Origin of the sequence: Rhizobium sp. BR 249 (assembly GCF_047445895.1) — a bacterium.
Lineage (GTDB): Bacteria > Pseudomonadota > Alphaproteobacteria > Rhizobiales > Rhizobiaceae > Rhizobium.
In genome coordinates this window covers 140496-158851 of sequence record NZ_JARWKX010000008.1, presented here as the reverse complement: position 1 = coordinate 158851, position 18356 = coordinate 140496, and the positions used below count along the sequence as shown (strand labels likewise).

The window sequence follows — 18356 nt, the reverse complement described above, 5'->3', positions numbered from 1 at the left end:
GATGAACCACGAAAAACGCGGCCTGGAATTCTATCTGCTGGCGATCTTCTTCATCGTCTTCGTGCTCTTCCTCTACGGCCCGCTCTCGGCGATCCTGATCCTCTCCTTCCAGGGACCGGACGGCGGCCTGACCTTTCCGATGAACGGCGTTTCCACGCACTGGTTCTTCAACCTGTTCGAGAAGCAGGCGGTCGGTGATTTCGGCGCCTCGTTCCGTCGCTCCTTCACCCTCGGGCTGATGGTGATGGTGGTGACCGTCGTCGTGTCGCTGCTTGCCGGCCTTGCCTTCCGCCGCCGTTTCCGTGGCTCGACGGTGCTGTTCTACGCCACCGTCGCAAGCCTTGTCGTGCCGTCGATCATCGTCTCGCTCGGCATCGGCGTCGTCTTCCAGGAGGGAGGGTTGAAGCCCGCCTGGTATTCCTCGGCCTTCGGGGCGCATTTGACCTGGACGCTGCCTTTCGGGGTGCTAATCATGTTTGCCGTCTTCAACCGTTTTTCGCCGGCCTATGAAGAAGCGGCGCGCGATCTCGGCGCCACGTCCTGGCAGACGTTCCGCCATGTCGTGCTGCCGATGATCGCGCCGAGCCTGATCGGCGTCGGCCTGTTCGGCTTCACGCTCTCCTATGACGAATTCGCCCGCACGTTGATGACCTCAGGCACTTACAATACGCTGCCGCTCGAAATCTACGGCATGACGACCAACGTCACGACGCCGGTGCTCTATGCCCTCGGCACGGTGACGACACTGTTTTCCTTCACCATCATTCTCATCGCGCTCGGCATCATGACCATGCTCAGCCGGAGACAGGCAAAGACAGGCTGAAATGCGCATCCTCATCGTTAATCCGAATACCACGGCCTCCATGACCGAGAAGGCCGCGACCGCCGCGCGCGCGGTGGCTGCTTCAGGCACGGAGATTATCGCAGCCACCTCGCGCATGGGACCCGTCTCCATCGAGGGGCATTACGATGGCGCGCTGGCGATCCCCGGCCTGCTTTCCGAGTTCAGGGAGCGGCAGGGCGAGGGCTATGACGCAGCCGTCATCGCCTGCTTCGACGATACCGGGCTCGAAGCGGCGCGCAGCTTCGCCGATGTGCCGATCCTCGGGCTTTGCGAATCCGCTGTCGTCACCGCGGGCTTTCTGGCGCAGCGCTTCACCGTGGTGACGACGCTGGAGCGGTCACGGGTGCTGATCGACAATCTGGTGCGCCGCTACGGCATGGGCGAGCGCGCCAAGGTGCGCGCCTCCGACATTCCGGTGCTGGAGCTCGAAGATGCGGCCTCGGGCGCGATCGGCAAGCTTCGGGCCGAGATCGAGCGGGCGCTTGCGGAAGACGGCGCCGAGGCGATCGTGCTCGGCTGCGCCGGCATGACGGATCTCGCAAGGGAGTTGCAGGAGATCTACGGCGTGCCTGTCGTCGATGGTGTCGCGGCCGCCGTCAAACAGGCCGAGGCGCTGGTGTCGCTCGGGCTTTCCACCAGCAAACGCGGCTCCTATGCCTCGCCGCTGCCGAAGGTTTTCAGCGGGGCGATGAGCGCCTTCGCACCGGCGCGGCCGGCCGGCTGAGCCATGGCCGTTTCCTTCGATTTCAAAGAACTCACCGAGCGCGAACGCTACAAGCTGATGATCGGCACGATCATTCCGCGGCCGATCGCGCTGGTGACGACGGTCGACGAGCACGGGCGGATCAACGCCGCGCCCTTCAGCTTCTTCAATTGCCTCTCGGCCGATCCGCCGATCCTGGCGATCGGTGTCGAGAACAATGCCGATATGTCGTTCAAGGACACCGGCCACAATATCCGCATGACCGAGGTCTTCACGGTCAACATCGTCTCGTTCGCGATCGCCGAGGCCATGCATGTCTGCGGCGCCAAATATCCGCGCGAGGTCGATGAGCTGAAGGAGGCGGGATTGACGGCGATGCCGGGTGAGAAGGTGGCCTCTCCCTTCATCGCGGAGGCGCCGGCCGCCTTCGAATGCAGGCGGCATGTGACGCTGGAGCTCGGCCGCTCGCGGCAGATCATCATGGGCGAGATCGTCTATGCGCATTACCGCGACGGCGTCGTCGATCCCGAGAGGCTGCATGTCGATCCGGCCGCGGTCGATGCCATTGCGAGATTGGGCGGCGATACCTGCGCCACCATTCGCGACCGTTTCGAGATGCTCACGCCGAGGCTCTGATGTTAGAGCCTTTCCGGGTTAGATTGCAGCATTCTGCCGGAGCAGGTTTTCGTCAGGGCAAAGGCGATTGGCGAAGGGCATACCTCCTGGTACGTCCGAGCCAATCGCCTTTGATCCTGGCGGAAAGATGCCCGGCCCTTCGGGTTGGCTGAAACGGGCCGCCTAATCGACCGGCCGGCTTGGCCGTAGACCTGGGCTACGACGCGCGCCGGCCGGTCGACCATCCGACTCCGTTTGAGCCAACAGAATGCTGCAATCTAACCCGGAAAGGCTCTGGGGGCAGATCCAAGTTTTTGCTTTACTTTTTCGCCTCCCGCGAGAATGGTCTGCAGCGGATCAATGCGGCAGAGGAGGCTTTTCATGACCATCGAGAACGATCTCAGCCGGATCGCGGAGCAGGAAGAGGCGCTGAGCTTCGACGCTTTCGATCTCACGACGGCATGGCAGCTCGGCAAGCTTCTGCAGGAACTCGGTACCGAGCGCGGCCTCGGCATCGCGATCGACGTGACCTTGCATTCGATGCCGGTCTTCTATGTGGCGCTCCCAAGCGTGACGCCCGACAATGTCAACTGGGTCCGCCGCAAGCGCAACATGGTGCTGCGCTATTTCCACAGCAGCTATGCTTCCGGTCTGAAGCTCCGGAAGGACGGCAAGACGGTCGAAGACAACGGGCTTTCCGGCGACGATTATGCCCCGCATGGCGGCAGTTTCCCGATCAACGTCAGGGGCACGGGCTGCATCGGTGCAGTCACGGTCTCCGGCCTGCCGCAGCGCGACGACCATAATCTCGTTGTCGAGGCCCTGGCGCTGATGCTGGCGAAGGATCTGGACACGCTGCGGCTCGCCTCGTTTTGATCCGGTGGTTTCTGCCCCAATTTTGACAGAAAAAAGCCACGAAAATTGCAAAATCGCGGCCTCCCTCCGGTGACGTGTGCTTGTCCCGCGGTTAAGGTGCGGCATCGCCCTCCTTAACCTCACCCGGGACACCATGATCCGCCTGTTCCTCGCGCTTTCTGCCACCATCGGTTTTGGTCTTTTTCTCGTCTCCTGCAACACGCTTTCCAAGGAGGAATGCGTCGCCGCCGATTGGCGGGTGATCGGCGAGAGCGACGGCGCGGCGGGCTATGAGCCGCAGCAGCGCTTCGCGGCGCATGCGAAATCCTGCGAGCGGGTGAAGATCGTGCCCGACCAGACGATCTGGTTCCAGGGATATCAGACGGGCCTCGTGCGCTATTGCACGCCGCTCAGCGGGCTCGCCCGCGGCCAGGCGGGCAGCGGTTATGCCAATGTCTGCCCGCCGGAAACGGCACCGGGCTTCCTGCGCGGATTTAACCTCGGAGCCAAGCAGCATGGGCTGCAGGAACGCCTCACCTCGATGCAGAACGACTACAGCTCCAAGGAAATCAGCATCGACGAGCTTTCCGACAAGCTGAGAGACGCCAAGGACGAGGAGAGATCCGAGCTGCGCCGGCGGATCGAGGATCTGGAAGACGACATGCACGACATCCGCCGCGACCAGCGCGACGTGCAGGACGATCTCGACCGCGTCAACGAGGATGTCGAGTGGTTCCAGCGGAATCCGAACGTCGCATTGCCTGCGCCGGGTTATTGATCCGGCTTCGGAGCTTGCTATCGGTCTCGACTTGACCGGAGAGGCTGTTCCTTCGCGATAAAATAAAATCGCCAAAACTGACGTGCGTCCGTAGACGAACGGGTGTGGAACTGTTATTTCGTTCTTGTTTTGTTCTAAATTCGAGAGCGTTATGCTGCGTTTGTTTTTCGTCCTTGCCGCCCTCGGCATCAGTCTGCTCCTGACCTCCTGCTACACGATCTCCAAGAAGGAATGCCTTGCCGGGGATTGGAAAGGGATAGGTTTCACCGACGGCTTCAACGGTTATCTGCCGCAAGCGCGGTTTGAAGGGCATATCAAGTCCTGCAAACGAGTGAAGGTCGTCCCGGACATCACTCTTTGGAACCAAGGCTACAAGAAAGGCCTACTGCGCTATTGCACAGCGGAGAGCGGTCTCTGGCAAGGACAGCACGGGCGCGGTTATAACGGTCTATGCCTACCCAACACTGAAGCAGAGTTCCTGCGCGGCCACGAGGTCGGCTATCGTCAGTATTCGCTCAAATCGAAGCTGGCGCAGCTTGAAGACGACTATGAAGAGAAGGAAGAAGAGCTTGAAGAGCTGCAGGAAAAGATGAAGAAAGATCCTGCGGAAGCAAGTTCTTATGCCAATAGGGCGATTGTGCAAGACCTTGAACGGAAACTTCGCGATATACGCGACGAAGAGGATCGTGTGCGACGCGACCTCAATGATGCAGATATAGCGGTGCGTCTGTTCGAGAGCTAGCTGTAAATGCAAAATACCGCACGGGGCTCGTGAGGCTTTCGCCTCAGAGCCTGCCGCCGGCCTCCAGGATGCCTTTCGTCAGGCTGCCCGTCGCCGGGAAGAGCGGAATGAGACAGGCCTGGAGGGCGTGGTAGATGTCGCCCTTGCCGGGGAAGAGAGAGTGCGAGGGCACGAGGTCTTCCGTCAGTTCCTCATGCCAGCCGCCGTTCTTGTGGTCGATGAAGGCGCGCTCGATGACGTTCCAGATCTTGCGGTAGCATTCCTCGTGATAGTCGCTCGGCAGGTGCTCGTTGAGGAAGTGTGCGGCGGCAGCACCTTCGCAGGCCGGCCACCAGAGCTTGTTGCGCTTGGCCGGTTTATCCGCCCAGTCGAGCGTATAAAAGAAGCCGCCCTTGTCGTTGTCCCAGCCGAGGACCATGGATTGCTCGAAAAGGGCTTTCGCCGCATCCGGCATCCATTCGATGCGTTTGCCGCCGAGCGCCCAGAGCTGCAGGATGAGGCGGGCCCATTCCAGCCAATGGCCGGGCGTCGTGCCGGCCGGGCGGAACATTTCGTTCGGATGGTAGTAATCCTTATCGAGGTTCCATTCGGCATCGAAATGTTCGGCGACGCGCCAGTCGACCGAACCGGCCGAACGGCGGATGACGAGATCGGCGATGCTTTCGGCCTTGGTCAGGTATTGCCTGTCGCCGGTGGCTTCGAAGGCGGCCATCAGCGCTTCGGTCAGGTGCATGTTGGAATTCTGGCCGCGATAGACGCCGCCGTCGAGCGGCTGCCAGTCGGCGGTGAATTCTTCGGCGATCGCGCCATGGCGCGGTTCCCAGAACTTGGTGTTCAGGATCTCGGTGATGTCGGCGAGCATGCCGTCGGCGAGCGGATGGCCGATCGTCTTGGCGGATGAGGCGGCCAAGAGAACGAAAGCATGGCCGTAGCCCTGCTTGTTGGAATCGACGGGACCATTATTGTCGAGAGACCAGAAGTAACCGCCGTTCTTGCGGTCGCGATGATGGTTCCAGATATAATCCATGCCGTGGTCGACGACGTCGGAGGCGCCGGGACGGCCGAGCAGGGCGCCGATCGAGAAACAATGCACCGCGCGCGCCGCGATGTGGATACCGCGAACCTGGCCCTCGGCATCGAGCGGCTTGCCGGTGTCGTCGAGATCGTAGAAGCCGCCCTTCGGGTTGATGGAATTGTGCTGGAAGAAATCGAAGAGGCCGTTGGCCTGGGCGAGCAGCCAGCCGCGATGATAGGCGCGGGTCGTCCAGTTTCCGAGTGTGGCCTTGGCGGTTGCAGGTGCCATGATACTCCTCCGATTTCGTGCGCACGATGTCGCAAACGCCTATATAGAGGTCGGGCGAGTCTGTCATCCGATTAGCGCGCCTGCTTGGAAATCGGAAGCGGTTTCGGTTGACGCAATGCGCGCAGATTCAAGATGTTGCTTCTCTGAAAAGAGGCGCAGCGCTCGAGGCTTGAAAAGCAGGAAATCGCCAGGCATATATTGACATAAAGATATCTTTATGTGATTTGGAAGTCTGGTCTTACGACGTCAAGGAGCCCTCCCGTGTTCGATAATCTCTTTGGTCCCGAAGGGGGCAAGCGTGACGGCAGTGAAGTTTTCGCGGCTTTGAAGAAAGCTGCGAGCGAACGCATCCTTGTTCTCGACGGCGCCATGGGCACGCAGATCCAGGGGCTGGGCTATGACGAAGACCAGTTTCGCGGCACGCGCTTCATCGGCTGCGCCTGCCATCAGAAGGGCAATAACGACCTTCTGATCCTGAGCCAGCCGGATGCGATCGAAGAGATCCATTACAAATACGCCAAGGCCGGCGCCGATATCCTCGAGACCAACACCTTCTCCTCGACCCGCATCGCGCAGGCCGATTACCAGATGGAAGGCGAGGTCTATGCGCTGAACAAGGAAGGTGCGGAGATCGTGCGCCGCGCGGCAATCCGCGCCGAGCGCGAGGACGGCCGCCGCCGCTTCGTCGCCGGCGCCATCGGCCCGACCAACCGCACCGCTTCGATCTCGCCCGACGTCAACAATCCCGGTTTCCGCGCCGTCACTTTCGACGACCTGCGTGACGCCTATGGCGAACAGATCGACGGGCTGATCGACGGCGGCGCCGACATCATCCTTATCGAGACGATTTTCGACACGCTGAACGCCAAGGCCGCGATCTTCGCCTGCGAGGAGCGCTTCGAGGCCAAGGGCGTGCGCCTGCCGGTGATGATCTCCGGCACGATCACCGACCTTTCCGGCCGCACGCTCTCCGGCCAGACGCCCTCGGCTTTCTGGAACTCGGTGCGCCATGCCAATCCCTTCACGATCGGCCTCAACTGCGCGCTTGGCGCCAATGCGATGCGCCCGCATCTGCAGGAGCTTTCGGGCGTTGCCGATACCTTCATCTGCGCCTATCCGAATGCCGGCCTGCCGAACGAGTTCGGCCAGTACGACGAAACGCCGGAGCTGATGGCGGCGCAGATCGACAGCTTCGCGCGCGAAGGCCTGGTCAATATCGTCGGCGGCTGCTGCGGCTCGACGCCGGAACATATCAGGGCGATTGCCGAGACCGTCGCGAAATACAAGCCGCGGCCGATTCCCGAGCATCGCCCGTTCATGTCGCTGTCCGGTCTCGAACCCTTCGAGCTGACCAAGGACATTCCTTTCGTCAATGTCGGCGAGCGCACCAACGTCACCGGCTCGGCGAAGTTCCGCAAGCTGATCACCAATGCCGATTACACTGCAGCACTCGATGTCGCGCGCGACCAGGTCGAGAACGGCGCGCAGGTGATCGACATCAACATGGACGAGGGCCTGATCGATTCCGAAAAGGCGATGGTCGAGTTCCTCAACCTGATCGCCGCCGAGCCCGACATCGCCCGCGTGCCCGTCATGATCGACTCGTCGAAATTCTCGATCATCGAATCCGGCCTGAAGCGCGTGCAGGGCAAGCCGATCGTCAACTCGATCTCGCTCAAGGAAGGCGAGGAGAACTTCCTCGCCCAGGCGCGGCTCCTGCACAATTACGGTGCTGCCGTCGTCGTCATGGCCTTCGACGAGACGGGGCAGGCCGACAATTACGACCGCAAGGTCGAGATCTGCACGCGCGCCTACAAGCTCTTGACGGAAAAGATCGGCTTCCCGCCCGAGGATATCATCTTCGACCCGAATATCTTCGCGGTCGCGACCGGTATCGAGGAGCACAATAATTACGGCGTCGACTTCATCGAAGCGACGCGGACGATCCGTGAGCGCATGCCGCTCGTGCATATCTCCGGCGGCGTCTCCAACCTGTCCTTCTCGTTCCGCGGCAATGAGCCGGTGCGCGAGGCGATGCATGCCGTGTTCCTCTACCACGCCATCCAGGCGGGCATGGACATGGGCATCGTCAATGCCGGCCAGCTCGCCGTTTACGATAACATCGATCCCGAGCTGCGCGAGGCCTGCGAGGACGTGGTGCTGAACCGCCGCGCCGACAGCACCGAGCGGCTGCTCGAAGTGGCCGAGCGTTTCCGTGGCGCCGGCGCAAGGGAAGGCCGCGTCCAGGACCTTTCCTGGCGCGAATGGAGCGTCGAGAAGCGTCTCGAACATGCGCTGGTCAACGGCATTACCGAATATATCGAAGCCGATACGGAGGAGGCGCGCCAGCAGGCCGCCCGTCCGCTGCACGTCATCGAAGGGCCGCTGATGGCCGGCATGAACGTCGTCGGCGACCTGTTCGGTTCGGGCAAGATGTTCCTGCCGCAGGTGGTCAAGTCGGCGCGCGTCATGAAACAGGCGGTCGCAGTGCTGCTGCCCTACATGGAAGAGGAAAAGCGCCTCAACGGCGGCGAAGAACGGCGGTCGGCAGGCAAGATCCTGATGGCGACGGTCAAGGGTGATGTGCACGATATCGGCAAGAACATCGTCGGCGTCGTGCTTGCCTGCAACAATTACGAGATTGTCGACCTCGGCGTCATGGTGCCGGCGACGAAGATCCTCGAAACGGCGATTGCCGAAAAGGTCGATGTCATCGGCCTTTCCGGCCTGATCACGCCGTCGCTCGACGAGATGGTGCATGTCGCGGCCGAAATGGAGCGGCAGGGCTTCGAGATCCCGCTGCTGATCGGTGGCGCCACGACCAGCCGCGTGCATACCGCCGTGAAGATCCATCCCGGCTACGACAAGGGACAGGCGATCTACGTGACCGATGCGAGCCGCGCCGTCGGCGTCGTCTCGGCGCTGCTCTCGCCGGAAACGCGGCAGGGCTATGTCGACGATGTGAGGGCCGAATATGCCAAGGTGGCGGCTGCCCATGCCCGCAGCGAAGCGGAGAAGGTGCGCCTGCCTCTGTCGCGGGCTCGCGAGAATGCGCATAAGGTCGACTGGTCGGCCTACAAGCCGACGAAGCCTGAGTTCTTCGGCACACGGGTGTTCGAGGATTACGATCTGGCGGAACTCGCCAGATACATCGACTGGACACCGTTCTTCCAGACCTGGGAACTGCGCGGCCGTTTCCCGGCCATTCTCGAAGACGAGAAGCAGGGCGAGGCGGCGCGTGCGCTCTGGGCCGATGCCCAGGCCATGCTCAAGAAGATCATCGACGAGAAGTGGTTCCGCCCGCGCGCCGTCATCGGCTTCTGGCCGGCCGGCGCCGTCGGCGACGATATCCGCCTCTTTACCGACGAAAGCCGCAGCCAGGAGCTTGCCACTTTCTACACGCTTCGCCAGCAGCTTTCGAAGCGGGACGGGCGTGCGAATGTGGCGCTTTCGGACTTCGTGGCGCCTGTCACGAGCGGCGTGCAGGATTATGTCGGCGGCTTCGTGGTGACGGCCGGCATCGAGGAAATCGCCATCGCCGAACGTTTCGAGCGGTCGAACGACGACTATTCCTCGATCCTCGTCAAGGCGCTGGCCGACCGTTTCGCCGAAGCCTTTGCCGAGTGCATGCACGAAGAGGTGCGTCGCGAATATTGGGGCTATGCGAGAGATGAGCACCTCAGCAACGAGGATCTCATCGGTGAAGCCTATGCCGGTATCCGCCCGGCGCCGGGTTATCCCGCCCAGCCCGACCACACGGAAAAGGCGACGCTCTTCAAGCTGCTCGATGCGGAAAAAACCGCCGGCGTGAAGCTGACGGAAAGCTACGCGATGTGGCCCGGCTCGTCCGTATCCGGCATCTATATCGGCCACCCCGACTCTTATTATTTCGGCGTCGCCAAGGTGGAGCGCGATCAGGTGGAAGACTATGCCAAGCGCAAGGGCATGGAGATTTCCGAGGTCGAGCGGTGGCTTGGGCCGGTGCTGAACTACGTGCCTCGCAAGGCGGATGAGGAGATTGAGGACGCGGCGTAGAGACGCGCTCGCCGTTCTTAATGTGATGAATCAAGAGACAATGAAGCCGGAAAGTGATTCACCTTCCGGCTTCATGCTTTTGATGTGGCTCGATAATTCCCCCAGTTCGGCTGTTTGAATTCGATAGCGGAATCGAGATCGGCATGATATTCTTAGCCAAGTTAGCTAATGAGGGCTGCGATGCAAGTGACCATTCATGCGGCAAAGACCAATCTGTCGAAATTGATTGATGCCGCCCTTTCCGGTGAGGAAGTGGTGATCGCCAAGGGGCGCAAGCCTGTCGTGAAGATCATTCCGATCGTGCAGTCTTCCTTCAAGATCGGTCTGCTCAAAGGGCAGGTTGCTGGAGATGGGCCGGACTTTTTCGAGCCTATTGAGGAAAGCGAAGTCGCGGCCTGGGAAGGGATCGAGTGAATTCGCTTCTGCTCGACACCCATGCCTGGGCGTGGTCGCTGACAGGCGACAAGCGGCTCTCGGCCAAGGCGATCGCTCTGATCGAAAAGGCTGAGACCATTCTTGTCAGCCCGATATCCCTGTTTGAAATCGGACAGAAGGTGCGTCTCGGCAAATGGCCGGAGATGCAGCCTTTCGTCAGCCGGCTGCCGGACTTGTTGCAGGAGCAGGGCGCCATTGCAGCAGCATTGACCGCGGACGTCTGTCTGGCCGCAGCCACAATGGACTGGGCGCATCGTGATCCGTTCGACCGGTTTCTCGCTGCGACCGCCATGGAGAATGGGATACCGATCATCTCCGCCGACGTGGTCTTCGATGAACTCGCCGGAAATCAACTTTGGATCGCCCGTTTCTGGTAGGGCTTATGTGACCCCAATCGTCAGCTCGGCCACGAAGTCATAGGCATCGCCGCGATAGAGCGAGCGGGTGAATTCTACGGCGCGGCCGGAACCGAGATAGGAGATGCGCTCGATCGACAGGCCGGCCGCACCCACGGGAACGCCGAGAAGCTGGGCGTCGGCTTCCTTCATATTGGTCGCCGATATGCGCTGTACGGCGCGCACCGGACGGACGTTGAGGCGTTCGAGCTCGGCATAGAGCGAATTGGTGACGGCGGAGGGGTCGGGCAGGAATTCGCCGGAGACGCTAGCGTTTTCGATCGCCAATGGCTGGTCGTCGGCGATGCGCAGGCGGGAGAGGCGCGAAACCTTCACGTCGGTGCCGAGGCCGAGGATCATCATCTCGTCGGGCGAGGGGGTGTGGACGCCCTTGTGCAGCCATTCGGAGCGGGACGACATGCCACGGCGCGCCATATCCTCTGTAAAGGAGGTGAGTTGCGACAGGCGTTGTTCGACCTTGGAAACCGGCTTGGCGACGAAGGTGCCCGAGCCGTGGCGGCGCACCAGCAGTCCGTCGGCGACGAGTTCGTCGATCGCCTTGCGCACGGTGACGCGGCTGACGGCGGCGAATTCGGCGATGTCGCGTTCCGGCGGCAGCGCATCGCCGTGGCCGAGCGTGCCGGTGCGCACGGCTTCTTCGAGCGTGCGGCGCAGCTTGACATAGAGCGGGCCGGTGCCGGCCGCTTGTAGCCGCTGCAGGGACAGGAGGGTGGCGAGATCGTCGGTCATGCCGCACCTTTCTGCTGATCGTTCAGGAGCTTGACCGCAAGTTCCACCGCGCCCTGCAGCGCATCGTTCTTCGGCCTGGCGAGCAGCGGCTTGTAGCGGGAAAGCCAGGGCTCGTAGGCTTCCGCAAGGCCGCCGAGCAGGCAGATGGACGGGCATTCCGGCCAGAGCAGCGCGTCGAGGCTTTCGCCGATCGCCATTGCGGCATCCTTGACGATGCCGATCGCAACCACATCGCCTTCGGCGGCATGCTTGAAGACCATGGGCGCGTAGCGGGCGAAATCCGTCGGCCGCGCCGTATGGGCGAAATCGACAATGCGCTCCGGGTCGTTGCCGTATTCGGCCATGACCGCTTCCGTGATCGCCGATCCCAAGCGCACCCCGTCATGGGCGAGCAGCGCGTGTTCCATGAGGTCGCGGCCGAGGCGGGCGCCGCTTGCCTGGTCGCCGACGATGAAGCCCCAGCCGCCGATGCCGTTCAGCCGGCCATCTCTTCGCGCATTGTAGACCGAGCCGGTGCCGAAGGCGCCGACGATGCCGTCGGCATCGCCGAGCGCGCCCTGCAGGGAAATCAGGGCGTCGGTGACGACACGGCCTTCGGCAAAGGGCAGGGCTCTTTCGATTCGCTGGCCGTAATCCATGACATTGGCGCCGGCGACGCCGACGACTGATACAGCCGAGGTCACAGCTTCGGCGTCGAGACCGGCGTCGCTGAGCGCCTGCCGGGCGGATTCGACGATGTTGAGGAGAGAGTTTTCCAGGTCGGACAGAATGTTGGCGGGGCCTGCCTTGCCGCGGCCGAGGACATTGCCGTCTTTATCCGCGACCGCTGCCCGGCAGCTCGTTCCGCCGCCATCTATGCCGATTGCAAGCTCCGTCATCGGGCCTCCGATACGCCGTTCCCCTTGGTTTTTCTTACAATACCAAAAAAATACCATTTACCAAGTGGGAATTACGGAGAAATTTTATCTTTTTATCGTATTGATTTTGCTTAATAAAATTTTTTAATGAAGTTTGTTTGGGCGAAAAGTTAAAATTTGGCTGGACAATTGGTATTTTTTTGGACTTAATTCGACAAAAGGGAACAGCGTTTCGAAGCCTACGAAAATCGGCAGCAAAGCCAAGCCGGAACCGCTTCGAGGATGATTGCCAGAATGCCAGCGGCCTGTCGGGCCGGCGGTGGAATTCAGGCGGGCATCGGCTTTCCGATCATTTCAGCGCGTCCGGTGCAGGTCACTGAAACGTGCGCAATACGACCGCAGGCGATCCGCCTTCGCGTCTATCGAGCTTTCGGGACCGGCAGCCGCTGGCGGTCCTCCAAGGGGCGTTGGGTGTTTCCTCATGCACGCCAATTGCTTGTTTCAGATCGAAAACGGCGCCTATCGGCGCTAAACAGGAGAGGGAAATGAAAAACACTGCTCTGAAAAGCTTCCTGCTTGCCTCCAGCCTGCTGACGTCGGCAGGTCTCGTCCACGCCGCCGACGTCACGCTGACTGTGGAAAGCTGGCGTAATGACGACCTGCAGATCTGGCAGGAGAAGATCATCCCGGCGTTCGAAGCCAAGAACCCGGGCATCAAGATCGTCTTCTCGCCGACCGCGCCGACCGAATACAACGCTTCGCTGAACGCCAAGCTCGATGCCGGCTCTGCAGGCGACATCATCACCTGCCGCCCGTTCGACGCCTCGCTCGAACTCTTCAACAAGAAGCAGCTCGTCGACATCACCAGCCTGCCGGGCATGGAGAACTTCTCGCCGGTCGCCAAGGCGGCCTGGTCGACCGACGACGGCAAGTCGACCTTCTGCGTGCCGATGGCTTCGGTCATCCATGGCTTCATCTACAACAAGGATGCCTTCGACAAGCTCGGCATATCAATTCCGAAGACGGAAGACGAGTTCTTCGCAGCCCTCGACAAGATCAAGGCCGACGGCACCTATATCCCGCTCGCCATGGGCACGAAGGACCTCTGGGAAGCCGCGACCATGGGCTACCAGAACATCGGCCCGAACTACTGGAAGGGTGAGGAAGGCCGTGAAGCCCTGATCGCGGGCAAGCAGAAGCTCACCGACGCCGACTGGGTCAAGCCCTATGAAGAGCTTGCCAAGTGGAAGCCCTATCTCGGCGACGGTTTCGAAGCCCAGACCTATTCGGACAGCCAGAACCTCTTCACCCTCGGCCGCGCCGCCATTTATCCGGCCGGCTCCTGGGAAATCGCGCTCTTCAACACGCAGGCGCAGTTCAAGATGGGCGCCTTCCCGCCGCCGGTTCCGAAGGCCGGCGACCAGGGCTACATCTCCGACCATCCGGATATCGGCGTTGCCCTGAACGCGAAGAGCACGCATGCCGAGGAAGCCAAGAAGTTCCTGAGCTGGGTCGCTTCGCCCGAGTTCGCCGACATTTACGCGAACTCCCTGCCGGGCTTCTTCAGCCTGAACTCCAACCCGGTCAAGATGTCCGATCCGCTTGCCCAGGAATTCGTCTCCTGGCGCGGCCCGTACAAGTCGACCGTGCGCTCGACCTACCAGATCCTGTCGCGCGGCACGCCGAACCTCGAAAACGAGACCTGGGTGGAATCGGCCAACGTCATCAACGGCACGGATACGCCTGCGGTTGCCGCCGAAAAGCTGCAGAAGGGCCTCGACAGCTGGTACAAGCCGGCCAAGTGATGTGAAACCCCTCCCCAACCCCTCCCCACAAGGGGGAGGGGCTTAGTCGGCCGCAAATGCGTGGTTCCGGCAGGGAGGGGATCGTTCCGCGAGTCTTCTTCCCCCTTGTGGGGAAGATGGCCGGCAGGCCAGAAGGGGTCTTTCGTCATGCCGAGGCATGGCGGTTCGCCTTAGCGAAGAGGCATCTTGACGATGCATAAGAGTCCAACTTCCCGGCTCCAAGATCTATCTAACAACAAGGCAAAAGCCATGAGCGAAACCGACAACGCGGCCGATATCGTCCCGATCAAGCGCCCGGTGCGCTGGCACATCTTCGTCTTCATGCTGCCCGCGGTGATCGTTTACTCCGCCGTCATGGTGCTGCCGCTCATCGAAACGCTGAGGCTCTCGCTCTACAATACGGTCGACGGGCAGCCTGCCTTCGTCGGCCTGGCGAATTTCAAGGTTCTGTTCGGCGATCCGCGCTGGGCGCATGATTTCTGGAACGCGCTCGTCAACAACCTGATCTTCTTCGTCATCCACATGTGCGTGCAGAACCCGATCGGCATTGCGCTTGCAGCCCTGCTTTCGGTGCCGAAGCTGCGCGGTGTTGCTTTCTACCGCACGGCGATATTCCTGCCGACACTGCTCTCCTTCGTCATCGTCGGCTTCATCTGGAAGCTGATCCTGTCGCCGATCTGGGGTGTGGCGCCCTGGATGCTCGATCTCATCGGTCTGAAATTCCTGTTCGCGCCGTGGCTTGGGAAGCCGGGTTCGGCGCTGATCGCGGTGTCGCTGATCTCGAACTGGCAATATATCGGCATTCCGATGATGCTGATCTATGCAGCGCTTCTCAGCATCCCCGAAGAGGTGATCGAGGCGGCGGAATGCGACGGCGTCACCGGCTGGGCGCAGTTCTGGAAGATCAAGCTGCCGCTCATCCTGCCGGCGATCGGCATCATCTCGATCCTGACCTTCGTCGGCAATTTCAATGCCTTCGACCTGATCTACACCGTGCAGGGCGCGCTTGCCGGGCCCGATATGTCGACCGACATTCTCGGCACGCTGCTCTACCGCACCTTCTTCGGTTTCCAGCTTCAGCTCGGCGACCGCTCGATGGGCGCGACGATTGCGACCGTGATGTTCCTCATCATCCTCGCCGGCGTCTCGCTTTATCTCTTCGTCATCCAGCGGCGCATGCGTCGCTACCAGTTCTGAGGAGCGCGCATGTCCAAGGCACGCACATCTCCCCTCCGCACCGGCCTCGTGCACCTGGCGCTCGGCGCCTATACGCTGGTCGCGCTGTTTCCGGTGTTCCTGACCATCGTCAACTCGTTCAAGGATCGCGCCTCGATCTTCCGCGAGCCGCTGATGATCCCGACGCCGTCGACCTTCAGCCTCGTCGGCTACCAGACGGTGCTGGGGCAGGGGGATTTCGCCACCTATTTCCAGAACAGCTTCATCGTCACGATCGTCTCGATCCTGCTGGTGCTGCTGTTCGGCGCCATGGCGGCCTTCGCGCTGTCGGAATACCGTTTCCGCGGCAATATGCTGCTCGGGCTCTATATGGCGATCGGCATCATGATCCCGATCCGTCTCGGCACGGTGGCGATCCTGCAGGGCATGGTGGCGGCCGGCCTCGTCAATACGCTGACGGCGCTGATCCTCGTCTATACCGCGCAGGGCATACCGCTGGCGATCTTCATCCTGTCGGAATTCATGCGCACGGTCTCGGATGATCTCAAGAATGCCGGGCGCATCGACGGCCTCTCCGAATATGCGATCTTCTTCCGCCTGGTGCTGCCGCTGGTGCGCCCGGCCATGGCGACGGTCGCCGTCTTCACGATGATCCCGATCTGGAACGACCTCTGGTTCCCGCTGATCCTGGCGCCTGCGGAAAGCACCAAGACCGTGACGCTCGGCTCGCAGATCTTCATCGGCCAGTTCGTCACCAACTGGAACGCGGTGCTGGCGGCGCTCTCGCTCGCCATCCTGCCGATCCTGATCCTCTACGTCATCTTCTCGCGGCAACTGATCCGCGGCATCACCTCGGGAGCGGTCAAATGAGCCAGGAGAAACCGATCCGCGTCCTCGTGGCCGGCCTCGGCAACATGGGCCGCAGCCATGCGCTCGCCTATCACAACAATCCCGGCTTCGAGATCGTCGGTCTCGTCAACCGCTCTGTGCCGAAGCTGGAGCCAGAACTGCAGGGCTATACCGTTCACCCCGACTTCGCGACGGCGCTTGCGGAGCTGAAGCCGGATCTCTGCTCGATCAACACCTATTCCGACAGCCATGCCGATTATGCCGTCGCCGCTTTCGAGGCCGGCTGCCATGTCTTCGTCGAGAAGCCGCTGGCGACCACCGTCGCCGATGCCGAGCGGGTCGTGGCGGCGGCTGAGAAGGCCGGGCGCAAGCTGGTGATCGGTTATATCCTACGTCATCACCCGTCCTGGACGAAGCTGATCGAGGAGGCGCGCAAACTCGGCCCGCCTTACGTCTTCCGCATGAACCTCAACCAGCAGTCCAGTGGCCCGACCTGGGCGACGCACAAGTCGCTGATGCGCACGACTTCGCCGATCGTCGATTGCGGTGTGCATTATGTCGACGTCATGTGCCAGATCACCGACGCCAGGGCCGTCGAGGTGCGCGGCATGGGGCTGCGCCTGTCCGATGAGATCGCCGCCGACATGTATAATTACGGACAGCTGCAGGTGCTGTTCGAAGACGGTTCGGTCGGCTGGTACGAGGCCGGCTGGGGGCCGATGATCTCGGAGACCGCCTTCTTCGTGAAGGACGTGATGTCGCCAAAGGGGGCGGTGTCGATCGTCATGGATCCGAACGCCAAGTCCGACGACATCGACACGCACACCAAGACCTCCGTGATCCGTCTGCATACGGCCGAAACCGGCCCGGACGGCAAGTTCATCCGGCCAGACCAGGATATGAGGATGACGGGCGAGCCCGGTCATCAGGCGCTCTGCGACCTGGAACAGGCCTTCATGCTGAGGGCGATCCGCGAGGATCTGAACCTCGACCGCCATATGGCGGATGCGGTGGCGTCGCTGCGCATCTGCCTTGCCGCCGACGAGAGCGTGCGTACCGGCCAGCCGGTCAGATTGTAAGGGAAAGACAGTGGGATCGCTTCAACTCAAATCCATCCGCAAGACCTATGGCACGCATGAGGTGCTGAAAGGCATCGACCTCGAGGTCAAGGACGGCGAATTCGTCATCTTCGTCGGGCCGTCCGGCTGCGGGAAATCGACGCTTCTGCGCAGCATCGCCGGCCTCGAGGACGTCACCTCGGGCGCCGTCGTCATCAACGGCCGAGATGAGACGCTGACGCCGCCGGCCAAGCGCGGCATCGCCATGGTGTTTCAGTCCTATGCGCTCTATCCGCATCTGACGGTCAAGGACAATATGGGCCTCGGCCTCAAGCAGGCCGGTACGCCCAAGGACGAGATCGACAAACGCGTCGGCAAGGCTTCTGGCATGCTGTCTCTCGCGCCCTATCTCGCACGCCGGCCGGCCGAACTATCAGGCGGCCAGCGCCAACGCGTTGCGATCGGCCGCGCCATCGTTCGCGAGCCGGAGCTCTTCCTGTTCGACGAGCCGCTGTCGAACCTCGATGCGGCGCTGCGCGTCCAGACCCGGCTCGAAATCGCCCGGCTGCACCGCAGCCTGAAGGCGACGATGATCTACGTCACCCACGACCAGGTCGAGGCGATGACGCTGGCCGACAAGATCGTCGTACTGAATGCCGGCGCGATCGAGCAGATCGGCTCGCCGATGGAGCTTTACAATCGCCCGGCCAACGTCTTCGTCGCCGGCTTCATCGGCTCGCCGCAGATGAATTTCATCGCGGGCGAAAAGGTCGGCGATCACAGCGCCAAGACGATCGGGGTGCGGCCGGAACATATGACGCTGTCGCGTGAGCAGGGGACGTGGGCCGCGAAGGTCGTGCATGTCGAGCATCTCGGCGCGGATACGATCATCTATCTGGAATCCGAGCAGTGCGGCCTGCTGACGGCGCGCCTCTTCGGCGAGCATCAGTATGAGCCCGACGAGATCGTCTATGCGACGCCGGACCAGGCGCGTGTGCATCGCTTCGATGCGGATGATCGGGCGATCCGCTGAGGGTCTGAAACATCAATCGTTCAGCCGTGGGCAGGCGACTTGGTTCCCTCTTCTCCCCAGCGGGGGTCCGAAGGACGGGTCGAGACCCGCGGCTCGACCCCGGTTGGTGGCCCGAAGGGTCGG

At 61.7% G+C, this 18356-nt stretch carries 17 protein-coding genes; 14 read left to right on the top strand and 3 right to left on the bottom strand.

Annotated features, from left to right (window positions below; translation table 11 throughout):
- Position 1 precedes the first annotated feature (1 nt).
- The 6 genes from QD408_RS10200 to QD408_RS10175 all read left to right on the top strand — a co-directional run bounded on the left by QD408_RS10200 (position 2) and on the right by QD408_RS10175 (position 4537).
- The gene (locus QD408_RS10200) at positions 2-823 is read left to right on the top strand and encodes an ABC transporter permease (protein WP_414139218.1); all 822 of its coding nucleotides are present in this window, start codon (positions 2-4) and stop codon (positions 821-823) included.
- 1 nt (position 824) lies between these two features.
- Complete coding sequence (locus QD408_RS10195) at positions 825-1568, top strand: aspartate/glutamate racemase family protein (RefSeq protein WP_414139217.1); 744 nt, start codon at positions 825-827, stop codon at positions 1566-1568.
- Positions 1569-1571: 3 nt separating this feature from the next.
- Positions 1572-2183: a flavin reductase family protein gene (locus QD408_RS10190; protein WP_414139216.1), complete on the top strand. Its 612-nt coding sequence runs from the start codon at positions 1572-1574 to the stop codon at positions 2181-2183.
- A gap of 360 nt (positions 2184-2543) precedes the next feature.
- Positions 2544-3038: a heme-degrading domain-containing protein gene (locus QD408_RS10185; RefSeq protein WP_414139215.1), complete on the top strand. Its 495-nt coding sequence runs from the start codon at positions 2544-2546 to the stop codon at positions 3036-3038.
- Between the two features lie 133 nt (positions 3039-3171).
- A complete protein-coding gene (locus QD408_RS10180; RefSeq protein ID WP_414139214.1) occupies positions 3172-3795 on the top strand; it encodes a DUF2799 domain-containing protein in 624 nt (207 codons plus the stop codon).
- Positions 3796-3946: 151 nt separating this feature from the next.
- Positions 3947-4537 (top strand): DUF2799 domain-containing protein, encoded by a 591-nt coding sequence (locus QD408_RS10175; RefSeq protein WP_414139213.1) that lies wholly within the window; start codon positions 3947-3949, stop codon positions 4535-4537.
- 43 nt (positions 4538-4580) lie between these two features.
- Here the strand turns inward: QD408_RS10175 and QD408_RS10170 are convergent, their stop codons facing one another.
- Positions 4581-5840, bottom strand: coding sequence for an AGE family epimerase/isomerase (locus tag QD408_RS10170; protein WP_088681281.1), 1260 nt, complete (start codon positions 5838-5840; stop codon positions 4581-4583).
- A 261-nt stretch (positions 5841-6101) separates the two neighbouring features.
- Between QD408_RS10170 and metH the strand changes: the two genes are divergently transcribed.
- The 3 genes from metH (at position 6102) to QD408_RS10155 (ending at position 10687) form a co-directional block, all read left to right on the top strand.
- Positions 6102-9875, top strand: coding sequence for a methionine synthase (metH, locus tag QD408_RS10165; protein WP_414139212.1), 3774 nt, complete (start codon positions 6102-6104; stop codon positions 9873-9875).
- Positions 9876-10055: 180 nt separating this feature from the next.
- The gene (locus QD408_RS10160) at positions 10056-10289 is read left to right on the top strand and encodes a type II toxin-antitoxin system Phd/YefM family antitoxin (RefSeq protein WP_088681283.1); all 234 of its coding nucleotides are present in this window, start codon (positions 10056-10058) and stop codon (positions 10287-10289) included.
- Positions 10286-10687, top strand: coding sequence for a type II toxin-antitoxin system VapC family toxin (locus QD408_RS10155; RefSeq protein ID WP_088681284.1), 402 nt, complete (start codon positions 10286-10288; stop codon positions 10685-10687). The genes QD408_RS10160 and QD408_RS10155 overlap by 4 nt, the downstream gene beginning before the upstream one ends.
- Positions 10688-10690: 3 nt before the next feature.
- Here the strand turns inward: QD408_RS10155 and QD408_RS10150 are convergent, their stop codons facing one another.
- Positions 10691-11455, bottom strand: coding sequence for a GntR family transcriptional regulator (locus tag QD408_RS10150; protein WP_088681285.1), 765 nt, complete (start codon positions 11453-11455; stop codon positions 10691-10693).
- Positions 11452-12333, bottom strand: a complete 882-nt coding sequence (locus QD408_RS10145; protein WP_414139211.1) for a BadF/BadG/BcrA/BcrD ATPase family protein — start codon at positions 12331-12333, stop codon at positions 11452-11454. The genes QD408_RS10150 and QD408_RS10145 overlap by 4 nt, the downstream gene beginning before the upstream one ends.
- Before the next feature lie 524 nt (positions 12334-12857).
- Here QD408_RS10145 and QD408_RS10140 point away from each other — a divergent pair.
- The 5 genes from QD408_RS10140 (at position 12858) to QD408_RS10120 (ending at position 18233) form a co-directional block, all read left to right on the top strand.
- Complete coding sequence (locus tag QD408_RS10140; RefSeq protein ID WP_414139210.1) at positions 12858-14117, top strand: ABC transporter substrate-binding protein; 1260 nt, start codon at positions 12858-12860, stop codon at positions 14115-14117.
- Between the two features lie 249 nt (positions 14118-14366).
- Positions 14367-15314 (top strand): carbohydrate ABC transporter permease, encoded by a 948-nt coding sequence (locus tag QD408_RS10135; protein WP_088681288.1) that lies wholly within the window; start codon positions 14367-14369, stop codon positions 15312-15314.
- Positions 15315-15323: 9 nt separating this feature from the next.
- Entirely contained in the window at positions 15324-16163 is an 840-nt protein-coding gene (locus tag QD408_RS10130) for a carbohydrate ABC transporter permease (protein WP_414139209.1), read from the top strand.
- Positions 16160-17221: a Gfo/Idh/MocA family protein gene (locus QD408_RS10125; protein WP_414139208.1), complete on the top strand. Its 1062-nt coding sequence runs from the start codon at positions 16160-16162 to the stop codon at positions 17219-17221. The genes QD408_RS10130 and QD408_RS10125 overlap by 4 nt, the downstream gene beginning before the upstream one ends.
- Positions 17222-17231: 10 nt before the next feature.
- On the top strand, positions 17232-18233 hold the full coding sequence (locus QD408_RS10120; protein WP_414139207.1) for an ABC transporter ATP-binding protein: 1002 nt from the start codon (positions 17232-17234) through the stop codon (positions 18231-18233).
- Positions 18234-18356 lie beyond the last annotated feature (123 nt).